11 protein-coding genes and 1 other annotated feature are annotated in these 12,147 nt (G+C 44.1%); of the genes, 9 read left to right on the forward strand and 2 right to left on the reverse strand.

Annotated features, from left to right (window positions below):
- The first annotated feature begins 30 nt into the window (after window positions 1-30).
- The 5 genes from glcD to ACQKNS_RS12460 all read left to right on the forward strand — a co-directional run bounded on the left by glcD (window position 31) and on the right by ACQKNS_RS12460 (window position 5,667).
- Window positions 31-1,443: a glycolate oxidase subunit GlcD gene (gene glcD / locus ACQKNS_RS12440; protein WP_427643259.1), complete on the forward strand. Its 1,413-nt coding sequence runs from the start codon at window positions 31-33 to the stop codon at window positions 1,441-1,443.
- Window positions 1,440-2,765 carry a (Fe-S)-binding protein gene (locus ACQKNS_RS12445; RefSeq protein WP_427643261.1) on the forward strand — a complete coding sequence of 442 codons (1,326 nt, stop codon included), beginning with the start codon at window positions 1,440-1,442 and terminating at the stop codon, window positions 2,763-2,765. Before glcD ends, ACQKNS_RS12445 begins: the two co-directional genes overlap by 4 nt.
- Window positions 2,766-2,997: 232 nt before the next feature.
- Complete coding sequence (locus ACQKNS_RS12450) at window positions 2,998-3,927, forward strand: YsnF/AvaK domain-containing protein (RefSeq protein ID WP_427643262.1); 930 nt, start codon at window positions 2,998-3,000, stop codon at window positions 3,925-3,927.
- A gap of 174 nt (window positions 3,928-4,101) precedes the next feature.
- Window positions 4,102-4,899: a general stress protein gene (locus ACQKNS_RS12455; RefSeq protein ID WP_427643264.1), complete on the forward strand. Its 798-nt coding sequence runs from the start codon at window positions 4,102-4,104 to the stop codon at window positions 4,897-4,899.
- A gap of 384 nt (window positions 4,900-5,283) precedes the next feature.
- Complete coding sequence (locus ACQKNS_RS12460; RefSeq protein WP_427643265.1) at window positions 5,284-5,667, forward strand: general stress protein; 384 nt, start codon at window positions 5,284-5,286, stop codon at window positions 5,665-5,667.
- A 16-nt stretch (window positions 5,668-5,683) separates the two neighbouring features.
- On the opposite strand, the gene sspI is transcribed toward ACQKNS_RS12460, so the two are convergent.
- The gene (sspI, locus tag ACQKNS_RS12465; protein ID WP_057911488.1) at window positions 5,684-5,893 is read right to left on the reverse strand and encodes a small acid-soluble spore protein SspI; all 210 of its coding nucleotides are present in this window, start codon (window positions 5,891-5,893) and stop codon (window positions 5,684-5,686) included.
- Window positions 5,894-6,015: 122 nt separating this feature from the next.
- On the opposite strand from sspI, the gene ACQKNS_RS12470 reads away from it, so the two are divergent.
- From ACQKNS_RS12470 to pheT, 3 genes are all read left to right on the forward strand, one after another.
- A complete protein-coding gene (locus tag ACQKNS_RS12470) occupies window positions 6,016-6,774 on the forward strand; it encodes a TrmH family RNA methyltransferase (protein WP_427643267.1) in 759 nt (252 codons plus the stop codon).
- 44 nt (window positions 6,775-6,818) lie between these two features.
- Window positions 6,819-7,060: a binding site (T-box leader), on the forward strand.
- 56 nt (window positions 7,061-7,116) lie between these two features.
- Window positions 7,117-8,157 carry a phenylalanine--tRNA ligase subunit alpha gene (gene pheS / locus ACQKNS_RS12475; protein ID WP_427643268.1) on the forward strand — a complete coding sequence of 347 codons (1,041 nt, stop codon included), beginning with the start codon at window positions 7,117-7,119 and terminating at the stop codon, window positions 8,155-8,157.
- A 28-nt stretch (window positions 8,158-8,185) separates the two neighbouring features.
- Complete coding sequence (gene pheT, locus ACQKNS_RS12480; RefSeq protein ID WP_427643270.1) at window positions 8,186-10,600, forward strand: phenylalanine--tRNA ligase subunit beta; 2,415 nt, start codon at window positions 8,186-8,188, stop codon at window positions 10,598-10,600.
- A 154-nt stretch (window positions 10,601-10,754) separates the two neighbouring features.
- Here pheT and rnhC read toward each other — a convergent pair whose 3' ends face one another.
- Entirely contained in the window at window positions 10,755-11,714 is a 960-nt protein-coding gene (gene rnhC, locus ACQKNS_RS12485) for a ribonuclease HIII (RefSeq protein WP_427643271.1), read from the reverse strand.
- 172 nt (window positions 11,715-11,886) lie between these two features.
- Between rnhC and zapA the strand changes: the two genes are divergently transcribed.
- Complete coding sequence (zapA, locus tag ACQKNS_RS12490) at window positions 11,887-12,147, forward strand: cell division protein ZapA (protein WP_034309021.1); 261 nt, start codon at window positions 11,887-11,889, stop codon at window positions 12,145-12,147.

The raw sequence follows: 12,147 nt of genomic DNA on the forward strand, positions 1-12,147 counted from the left end.
ATTTCCTATGTTTATAAGAGGAGGATGTACATGTTAACAAAGCAGGTCAAGCAGCTACTTCTTACCATCGTCGGTCAGGAGAATTTCGATGACTCGAAAGTGGAATGTCTAGTCTATTCATATGATGCAACGCCAGGGTTTCAAGCGATGCCGGATGCTGTCATTAAACCGGGCAGCACAGCTGAAGTAGCAGCCATCGTCAAAGTTTGCAACGAATACAATGTTCCGATCGTCCCACGCGGATCTGGGACGAATTTAAGCGGAGGCACTTGCCCGACAGAGGGGGGGCTTGTCCTTTTATTCAATCGAATGAATTCATTACTTGAAATAGATGAGGAGAACTTAACGGCGACCGTACAGCCTGGACTTATCACATTGGACTTGATTTCAGCAGTTGAAGAAAAGGGATTGTTTTATCCGCCGGATCCCAGTTCGATGAAAATTTCCACTATTGGCGGAAACATTAATGAGAACTCTGGTGGACTGCGGGGATTAAAGTATGGAGTCACCCGTGACTATGTCATCGGGCTTGAAGCGGTCCTTCCGAATGGGGATATCATTCGAACAGGGGGCAAGCTTGCCAAAGATGTAGCCGGGTATGATTTAACAAAACTTTTTGTCGGCTCAGAAGGGACCTTGGGCATCGTTACGGAAGCGATCTTGAAGCTGATCCCCATGCCGGAAACGACAAAGACGATGCTTGCCTTATATCAAGATCTGGATGCTGCAGCCCAGTCAGTGACCAAGATCATTTCAAATAAAATCATTCCAGTTACATTGGAATTTCTTGATCGGCCGACATTGATCGTGGTTGAGGACTTTGCGAAAATCGGCTTGCCCACCAATGTGGAAGCCGTCCTGTTGATTGAACAGGATGGTCCGCCTGAAGTGGTGGAACGTGATATGAAAAGGATGGCCGATATCTGTCTTGAGGAAAAGGCGGTATCCGTGGAAATTGCCGAAACGGAATCTGATGCTGTCGCCTTGAAAACCGCAAGGCGAACAGCCCTCTCTGCACTGGCACGCCTCAAGCCTACGACCATTTTGGAAGATGCCACCGTTCCGCGGTCGGAAATTGCCAAAATGGTTAAAGCGATCAATGAGATCGCAGTCAAGCATAACGTGAACATTTGCACGTTCGGCCATGCTGGGGATGGGAACCTGCATCCAACATGCATTACCGATGCTCGTGATCATGAGGAAATGGAGAGAGTGGAGCTCGCTTTTGCCGACATTTTTGCCGTGGCTATCGACCTTGGCGGAACGATAACAGGTGAACATGGTGTAGGGGCGATGAAGGCACCTTATCTTGAATGGAAGCTGAAGAAAGAAGGGATCGATGCCATGAGAGCGATTAAACAAGCTTTCGATCCCAATAACATCATGAATCCCGGCAAAGTATTTGCCAAAGAAACCAGGAAAAGGGTGGTGGTTTCTTCATGACGACAGTACAGGAAAGGGAAACCATTGCCAAGCAATTCGCCGAAAAAATGAATGAGGATGAATTGTTGAATTGTATGCGCTGCGGTTTTTGCTTGCCCCACTGCCCGACATACTTGGAATCGGGACTCAAGGAATCCCATTCACCAAGGGGCCGGATTGCCCTAATGAAAGCTGTTGCGGATGGTGTGATTGAGCCAGATGAGGATGTAGAACGTTCATTGAGTCTTTGCCTCGGCTGCAGGGCCTGTGAACCTGTGTGTCCTTCAGGTGTGAAATATGGACATCTTCTTGAAGAAGCAAGAGATATCATTCATCAGAATAAAAAGCACAGTTACCCTGTAAAAACGATTCGCAAGGCCGTTTTTAGTGGATTATTCCCGCATCAGGAGCGAATGCAGGCCATGACGAGTTTGCTGGGCTTCTATCAGAGATCAGGTCTGCAATACATGGCCCGAAAAACGGGAATCCTCAACATGCTTCCGAATAATTTGGCAACCATGGAAAAGGTGCTGCCAAAAGTCCCGAAAAAATCAGAAATGAAAAATAGGCCAACCGGGCTGCCTGCAATCGGAACGCCGCTCAAAAAGGTGGCCTTCTTTTCCGGCTGCTTGATGGATACGATGTTTTTGGAAACGAACAAGGCCACACTAAAGCTTCTTCAGCTGGCAGGTTGTGAAATCGTGATTCCGAAATCCCAGGCTTGTTGCGGGGCGCTGCATGGGCATAGTGGTGAAAAAGCAGGTGCAAAGCAACTGGCCAAGCGTAATATAGAAGCTTTTGAAGCGGAGGAAGTTGATTATATCATTACGAATGCCGGAGGGTGTGGAGCTTTTCTCATAGATTATGACCATTTGCTCCAAGGCGAGCCTGAATGGCATGACCGTGCAATCGCATTTAAAAATAAGTTGAAAGATATCAGCGAAATCCTGGTTGATTTGAATTTTCAGGAAAAAGTTCGCTTGAAATTGCCGGCACAATCGGTAACCTTTCAGGATTCCTGTCACTTACGGAATGTGATGAACACCTCGTTGGCTCCGCGAATTCTTCTTCAATCGATAGAAGGAATCGACTTCAGGGAAATGAAAGATGCCGATCGATGCTGCGGCTCAGCTGGGATTTATAATATTGTTGAATCAGAGATGTCCATGAATATTCTCGACTCCAAAATGGAGCACACGAAATCGACACAGGCCGACATTGTTGTCACGGCAAACCCTGGCTGTCTATTGCAAATGCAATTGGGGATCGAGAGGGAAAACTTGGGGGAATGTACAAAAGCGGTGCATATAGCGGACCTGCTATTGCTGGCTGTGGCATTATAATAGAAGAAAAAAAATGAAATGGCATTATTTGGTTAAACATTACATTTTTAAAAATGGGGAAACCCTTGAAAAGTCTGGATTTCAATTGAAAAGGCGTTCTGTGCTGAGAACAATTTGTAAATGATATAACAAAAATGAAATATGGATTCCTCGTTTACTTAGGTTCATAGCGGGTAGAGTTTATACATAGCATCCACTAAACAAAACAACAAAACCTAAGGAGGAATGTAAAATGAATAAAACAGTATATGGAGTATATGACTCAAATGCAGAAGTGATCCAAGCAATCCATGCACTTAAGGCAAAGGGTTTTGAAGGGGACGATATTACGGTCGTCGCAGACAAGGAAGAAACATTGGATTTCACGAACACTCAACGCGAAACGGATGTTCATACAATGACGAATGTTCCTAATGACGAATCATTTATGGACAAAGTGGCACGTTTCTTCATGCCGGATGATACGGCAGACCTTTCAACAAGATTGTCGAATGCAGGCCTTTCGAATAGTGAAGCGGCCGAACATGTCTTTGATGTAGAAAATGGAAAAGTCCTGGTTCTGGTAGAAGAAGGTGTAGGCCATCTTGGAACGGCAAGAGATAAATTCACGACAGGGAATATGGATACTGCCGCTACACGGCTTGATACAAATTCCACCAACCAACTATATAATGGAACCGAGAAAACCGATGCATTAAATAAAGAAGATGTTTATGGAGTCAACGGACAAGGCCGTGAATTGCCAGAGGATGAAAGGACGCTTAAACTTCGGGAAGAACAGCTGAACATTGATAAGGAAAGAGTACAGACAGGGGAAGTTGTCATTAACAAAGAAGTCAATGAACAACATAAAACAATTAATGTCCCTGTTGAACACGAAGAAGTGACAGTCGAGCATAGATCTGTTTCAGGCCGTGAATCGGATCTGGAAACTGGAAACATTGAAGATGGGGAAACATTACGGATCCCTGTTGTTGAAGAAAAGTTGGAGGTTTCGAAAAAACCGGTCGTCACAGATGAAATTGTCATCAAGAAACATGCTGTACAAGAAACGGAACAAGTTCAGGATACTCTTAAAAAGGAAGATATCCACCTTGATAGTACAGATGAATCGATCGTAAATGAGAAAAAGGCAACTGAACGTAGAACCGACCGCTTCTAAGAGTGAAGGAAATGGCCTGCAGTTTTAAAACTGCAGGCTTTTTTTGGGGTTTTAAAGACTGATAATAGGTACGAGCCTAGCCTAGTGAAGGCAAACCTTTTTGTTTATTTGGCACCCATCAGGGTATAAATACAAATAAGAAGAAATTTCGGAATAATAGGAGGAGGAAGATGCATGGGAAAAACATTATATGGTGTTTTTAATACGGAAAGAGAAATAATCCAGGCTATTCAATCCCTCAAGGAAAAGGGGGTCCATGAAGGAGAAATAACGGTAATGGCTGATAAGAAAGAAGATTTGGATTTCGTCAATCAAAAGCGAGATCCGGATGTCGACGTCGTTACTAACTCTAACGAGGATTCCTTCATTGATAAGATGAAACACTTTTTCCTGAATGAGGGTTCTGAAGATATACGGAACCAACTAGGTGAGTTAGGGCTTTCCGATAGTAAAGCCACTGCTTATATAAATGAAGTGGAGGCTGGAAAATTCCTGATTCTTTTAGATGAATCGGAAAACGGATCAGCACGGGGGAGCATAACGTCCAATCGCATGGAGGATACGGACGTACCTTTAGTGAATCCGCTTAAAACAGGGGTGGTGAATAATCCAGATCCGAATCTTTTTCCTGAAACAACAGCGAATGCCTATCAAACAGGGGAAGTGGAAGCACAGCCAGGAAGAAGCGAAGAACTTCATGGGAATTCTGCGAACATCTTTGAAAATGAAGAGCTGAATACAAATCGAGCTCAACAAAGGGAAATCTGGGGGAACTCCACAGAAAAATTCAAGAGGAAAAAACCAGGGGATCATGAAGGAACACTGGCAAGCGACCCTCATGCAGACCCGTTTTCTGCCGATACTGATAAATCACTGGATCGGAACAAGGTGAGCCCGAATGCCAACGGGCAGCAAGAGGAAGGCTTGCAGGATGAATACATCAAAAATCGAATCAATACCGACAATCTTTAATTCGTAAAATAACTGCCGGCATAAGGCTGTTCAGACTGTAGACAAACTAGATGAAAATCGAGTTTGTCTGCAGTTTCTTTATGGCTTGTGAAGTTTGGACGTTGCTTTGCAGGAATGCGTTTTCCGCCTGCGGGGTTTCCCTAGGATAGTAATCATGCAGATGGGTTGAAGATATTGCTTTGGTTCAGTTGGTTCGTTTGTTCCCAACCCTTTTATCTGCAAGCTGAAACAGGCTGATATTTTTTTGGAAAACCTTTAGGCAAAGGGTTCTTTTGTTCATTGGTAAGGGATTCTCAATGGACTATTTGCTTGTTTATTGTTAAAGCTGCAAGGTATAATGACTTGGTATTTATTTTAAGTAGAGTAACAAGGAGAGGGAGAAACATGGAAAAAAACGTATATGGTGTTTTTGACTCTAATCCGGAGCTACTTGCTGCAATTCAAGACTTAAAAGCTAAAGGCGTATCTGGCACCCAAATGACAGTGGCAGCTGATATAAAAAATCATGTGCAGCTTGGAAATGAACATACGGATATCCTGATCATCGCCAATCAGGATAAGGAGGACACTCTTTTTTTTAGAATCTTCCACTACTTCACAGATGAAGGATCTGGAGATTTACGCAGCTTTTTCACGAAATACGGCTACTCTTATGATGAGACAAAAGCGATGCTTGAAGAAGTGAGAGCAAAAAAATTCATCTTGCTGCTCGAAGAAGAAGTCTCCATCGAAGAACTGAAGGCATTCGAAGCGAAATCAAAAAAATAACAGCCTCTGAAGGCTGTTATTTTTTTAATCCTGCTTCTAGGGCAGTGATCATTTCCTGTTTTTCCTGCTCAGATGAATTTTGCCAGATGACCTCGAATAATACTCCCAATCCAGGAAGCATTTTTTCCTCGCCATTTTGTATGGCGTCGACAATCGTGTCTTCCAGCTGCTCTTGCGAATTTCCAGATACATTTTGGATGATCGCATTACGTAAGTTCAAATTCATAATTATTCCTCCTCTAACACATAATGACTGACGTTAATAGCATTTCACAAACTCGCATGCAATATGTATGTGAATTGCGTTATAATAGGAAAATCAGTGTAAAGTTAAAGGAGCGTTTACCCTTGAAATATATCGAATCCGTAAAAAACCCGCAAGTTAAGCAATGGAAAAAACTTTTGACGAAAAAAGAACGAGATAAAACAGGTAAATATCTAGTCGAGGGTTTTCACTTAGTTGAAGAAGCATTAAAAGAAGAAATCGTCCTGGAAGTGATCATCAATGAAGAAACTGAAATGCCTGCCCATTTTAAGGTGGAAGGCACAGAACTCATTTATGTGAAAAATGATATCATGAAGGCGATTTGTGATACCGAAGCCCCGCAGGGAATTGCTGCGGTTTGTGAACAGAAATCAACGAGCATGGCGTCCATCAATCCGGATAAACTATTGTTGATCGATGCCGTCCAAGATCCCGGGAATATCGGAACGATGATCAGGACAGCGGATGCAGCTGGAATCGATGCGGTCATACTTGGCGAAGGTTGTGCTGACTTGTATAATCCCAAAGTGGTCCGTTCGACACAAGGGAGCCTCTTTCATATGCCTGTCATTAAAGGGAACCTTTGCGAAATCATCGATGAGCTGAAGGAAAGCGGCATACCGGTATATGGCACGGCATTAGAAGGCGCATCGCCATTTGAAGAAGTGGAAAGGTCTTCCCGATTTGCCCTGCTGGTCGGTAATGAAGGCCAAGGAGTATCGAAGGAATTATTGGAGAAAACGACTAAAAACCTTTATATTCCCATCTACGGAAAAAGCGAATCATTGAATGTGGGTATCGCTGCCGGGATTTTAATGTACTATTTACGAAAATCGATTTGAAACGGCCGAAGAATTATAATATAATAAAACAGAATTTTATAATGAAAACAACGATGACAAAGAGTAGTAGCTTAAGTTAACCATATCCAGGGAAAAAATGCCTTGACTGAAAGCATTTTTATGGCACTGCTTAAGGGAATTCACCTTTCGAGTTGGCATTGGGAAGACATGATGTCCGAAAAATGTTCCGGTGAAGAGCCGTTATTTTTAATGAAGTGAGTGCAGAAGTTTTTTTGTTCGTGCACTAATAAGGGTGGTACCGCGATACATAAACCTCGTCCCTTTAGGGATTGGGGTTTTTTTGTGTTCATTTTTCAAAGGAAAATAAAGGAGGAAGAACTGATGCAGGAACGTTTACTAGAACTGCAGGAAGAAGCGTTGCAAAAAGTTGCCGCCGCTTCCGATTTAAAAGAACTGAATGAAGTCCGAGTTGCTTATTTAGGGAAAAAAGGGCCAATCACTGAGGTATTGCGCGGCATGGGTAAATTATCTGCCGAAGAACGCCCGAAAATCGGGGCACTGGCCAATGTTGTACGCGAAGCGATCGCCACAAAGATCGAGGAGAAACAAAAAGCGCTTGAAACTGCGGCAATCAATGCAAAGCTAGCAACTGAAACGATTGACGTCACACTTCCTGGACGTCCGGTTAACAAGGGGAATCTTCACCCATTAACACGTGTCGTGGAAGAAATCGAAGACTTATTCATCGGTATGGGCTATACCGTTGCGGAAGGTCCTGAAGTCGAAAGCGACTACTACAACTTCGAGGCGCTTAACTTGCCAAAAAGCCATCCGGCACGTGATATGCAGGATTCCTTCTACATAACGGATGAAATCCTGATGCGTACGCACACTTCACCCGTTCAAGCCAGAACGATGGAAAAACATAAAGGTCAAGGTCCTGTTAAAATCATTTGCCCAGGAAAAGTATATCGCCGTGATAACGATGATGCTACACACTCCCATCAATTCCAGCAAATTGAGGGCTTGGTCATCGATGAGAACATCAGCATGAGCGACCTGAAAGGTACGCTGGACGTATTTGCGAAAAAAGTATTCGGGCAAGACCGTGAAATCCGTCTTCGTCCAAGTTTCTTCCCATTTACGGAGCCTTCCGTCGAAGTGGATATTTCTTGCAAAATCTGTGGTGGTAAAGGCTGCAGCGTATGTAAACAAACAGGCTGGATCGAAGTGCTTGGCGGCGGGATCGTTCATCCGAACGTCCTTGAAATGGCTGGCTTCGATTCCAAGAAATACTCTGGATTCGCATTTGGAATCGGCGTGGAACGGATTGCCATGTTGAAGTACGGTGTGGATGACATCCGTCATTTCTATACGAATGATGTTCGATTCTTAAAACAATTCAACCATCATGAAGCTTAAATTTTTATTTTAAAAAGGAGGACCTACCATGTTTGTGTCATATAAATGGTTACAAGATTATGTTGACCTTTCAGGCATCAATGCTACGGAGCTAGCTGACAAAATCACGAAAAGCGGCATTGAGGTTGAAGGGGTGGAAAAGAAAAGTGAAGGGCTAAAAGGGGTCGTCATCGGGCATGTCATTGAACGTGAACAACATCCAAATGCGGATAAATTGAATAAATGCCAAGTGGATATCGGGGCCGAAAATCCCGTTCAGATCATCTGTGGAGCACCGAATGTCGATAAAGGCCAAAAAGTCGCAGTCGCTACTGTTGGCGCAGTCCTTCCAGGTAATTTCAAAATCAAGAAAGCGAAACTTCGTGGAGAGGAATCGCACGGGATGATTTGCTCGCTTCAGGAATTGGGTTTCGAATCCAAGCTCGTTTCAAAGGATTATGCTACAGGTATCTTCGTCTTCCCTAATGATGTGAAAGTAGGGAAAGATGCATTGGAAGAACTTGGTTTAAGTGATGAAGTGCTGGAACTAGGGCTGACTCCAAACCGTTCCGACGCATTGAGCATGCTTGGTGTGGCATACGAAGTGGCAGCCATTTTAGGCCGGGAAGTGAAATGGCCGGTTGTCGAGAAAGAAGAGGCAGCCGAAAAAGCAACTGATTATATCAGTGTCAAAGTTGAAGCGAAAGAAGACAACCCGCTATACATTGCTAAAATCATCAAGGATGTCAAGGTTGGACCCTCACCGCTTTGGATGCAGACTAGGTTGATGTCTGCAGGTATCCGGCCGCATAATAATGTGGTGGATATCACGAACTACATTTTACTTGAATACGGCCAACCGCTCCATGCCTTTGATTATGACCGCTTCGGTTCAAAGGAAATCGTCATCCGCAGAGCGAAGGATGCTGAAAAAATCGTAACATTGGATGAAGCGGAACGCACTTTGACAACTAACCATTTAGTGATCACAAATGGCATCGAGCCAGTAGCGATAGCTGGTGTGATGGGCGGAGCGGATTCCGAAGTGAAAAATGATACGACGAACATCATTATTGAAAGTGCATATTTTGCAGGTGCAGTAGTTCGTAAAGCTTCCAAGGACCATGGATTACGCAGTGAAGCTAGTGCACGTTTTGAAAAAGGTGTCGACCCGGCCCGTGTACGTGAAGCTGGGGAACGTGCTGCACAATTGATTGCACAATATGCAGGCGGAACAGTCTTACAAGGAGCAGCTGAAGTTGACGAATTGACAATGGAGCCTGCGGTCATTAGCATCACTCTTGAAAAAATCAACACACTTCTTGGAACTAGCATGACCGCATCTGTTGTGGAATCAATCTTCAAACGTCTGCAATTTGGCGTTGAACTTGTCAATGAAACGTTCACGATCACAGTCCCGACACGCCGTGGCGATATTACGATTGAAGCTGATTTAGTCGAAGAGGCTGCACGTTTATATGGATATGATAACATTCCCGCTACACTGCCGATCGGTGCTGCTACCCCAGGCCAATTGACTGACTATCAAATTAAACGGCGGAAAGCACGCCGTACACTTGAAGGAGCTGGCCTTTATCAAGCGGTGACCTATTCACTGACAAGCGAGGAAAAAGCGTCCCAATTCTCATTGGAAGCAAGGGAATCCATTCGATTAGCAATGCCAATGAGTGAAGAAAGAAGCCAGCTGCGTTTAAGCATCGTGCCTCAATTGCTGGAAGTCGTGAAATATAACAACGCCCGCCAAATTGATTCACTGGCACTGTATGAAATCGGTTCGGTATTCTTTAAGCGTGACGAACATGAACTGCCTGAAGAAAAAGAACATATTGCTGGGGCAATCACCGGCCTATGGGAGTCACATCCATGGCAAGGTGAAAAGAAACCAGTGGATTTCTTTGTAGCCAAAGGCGTGATCGAGGCATTATTCGACACACTTGGATTAGCTGATCAAATCAGTTACCGCCAAGCGGAAATCAACGACATGCATCCAGGAAGGACAGCGGAAGTACTATTGAATGGTGAAGTGATTGGCTTTATCGGCCAAGTGCACCCAACGGTCCAAAAAGACTTGGATATTAAAGAAACATACATTTTCGAACTTTCCTTAAAAGCATTGGCCGAAGCCGAAGTAGCGCCGATTGCGTACCAAACCATTCCGCGCTATCCATCAACCACACGCGATATCGCGCTCGTTGTGGATCAAGCTACGAAAGCCGGGGACATTCAGGATATTATTGAAGAAGCCGGTGGCAAACTGCTGAAAGAAGTAAGCATTTTCGACTTATACGAAGGTGAAAGAATGGAGGAAGGCAAGAAATCCATTGCCTACTCACTGAAATACTTTGACCCGGAACGCACTCTAACGGACGAGGACATTACAAAAGCACATGATAAAGTTCTTGAAGCCGTTAAAGAAAAAGCTGGTGCAGAACTAAGAGGATAAAACCAAAAAGACAGTTCCCTGAAATCATGGGGAGCTGTCTTTTGGGATTTAAGAGTTAATAGCGCAAACTCACGAGTATATGGCGTAAACCCGCGAGTAAATGGCACAACTCACGAGAAAAAGGCGGCTGATCCGGAAGGTCAGCCGCTTTCTTCTATTTATGATATTTTTGTTGATATAGTCGCTTCGCTTTTTCTGTGTTGGCGAAGTGGGTTTTCGTGAATTCGTGCAATGAATCGATTCCTTTTTCATGAATCAATCTTGCGGCCGCTTCATCGACTGCAAATCCGGCACCTTTGGGGATTTTGAATCCTGCTTTTTCACTAAGCAAGTCAAAGCGTTTGACGAATGCATATCGGGCAATGATGGATGCCGCTGCTACTCCAAGATGAATGCCTTCCGCTTTTGTGCATAGATAGGTGGCATTAGCCTGGAATAGTTCTTGGCCTTTGAGGTAATTGAAAAATACCTCTGGTTGAGCGAATTGATCAATAAGGACCGCTTCCGCTTGTTCAGGCTGGATTTTTTGCATGAGATGCTTGATTGCTTGGTTATGGAGGAGTGCCTTCATTTTTCCTTGTGACATTCCCTTTGCCTGCAGCGCATTATATTTCGGGTTGTCGCATGTAAGCAGGCTGAAGGGCACTACATCCTTGATCTGTTTGGCTATTTCGATGATTTGTGGATCTTTCAGATTTTTGGAATCCTGGACACCAAGTTCCTTCAATAGAGAGAGTTGCTCCTTTTTTGCATATACGGCTACGACGGTGATCGGGCCGAAATAGTCTCCTGTTCCGACCTCATCGGAACCGATCACTGACATGGTTCCGATATTGGCAGGCGGCGAATATCGATGGGCCTTGACGGATGCAGAGGATGCCGTTTTTTTCTTTGGAGCCGCAGCCGTGGTGCCTTTTTGCCATTTTCCCGCTTCTAGTTCGGCATTCTTACCTTGAAAAAGGACCTTCCCGGATTTATAGGCCGTAACCGTACATAGCGGCGGTTTTGCGGAAAAGATGCTCCCCGGCGGCAGCTTGGCGGCCAAGGATGAAGAATAATGGGATTTCATCGCCTTTATTTGTTCAGGACTGATAAGTAAAACAACATGGGACATAATGGGTTAGCTCCTAACTTCATTTTGTTTATTAGGTGATCTTCTTCCTAAATTCGCTTTCGTTTGACAAATTATTGAAGTTTTTATGCGAGAAATGACGATGTACTCTCTTTCGTGACGAAAAACTTCATGATATGATAGAATTAGGATTGTTTAGATTGGGGGCATCATTTTGTCAGACGATAAACGAAATAAAACAACAGTTGATATATACGGACAACCATATACAATCGTCGGCACAGAAAGCGCAAGTCATATGCGCCTGGTCGCTTCGATGGTTGACGAAAAAATGCGAGAGATCAGGATGAAAAATCCACACTTGGATACAAGCAAGCTAGCGGTGCTAACGGCCGTGAATACCATCCACGAATATATTAAACTAAAAGATGAATTAGACCAGCTTCAACTGGAATTAAAGAGAGAGAAGGACTGA

The organism is Peribacillus sp. NPDC094092 (assembly GCF_050279365.1).
In the GTDB taxonomy this organism is placed as follows: domain Bacteria; phylum Bacillota; class Bacilli; order Bacillales; family DSM-1321; genus Peribacillus.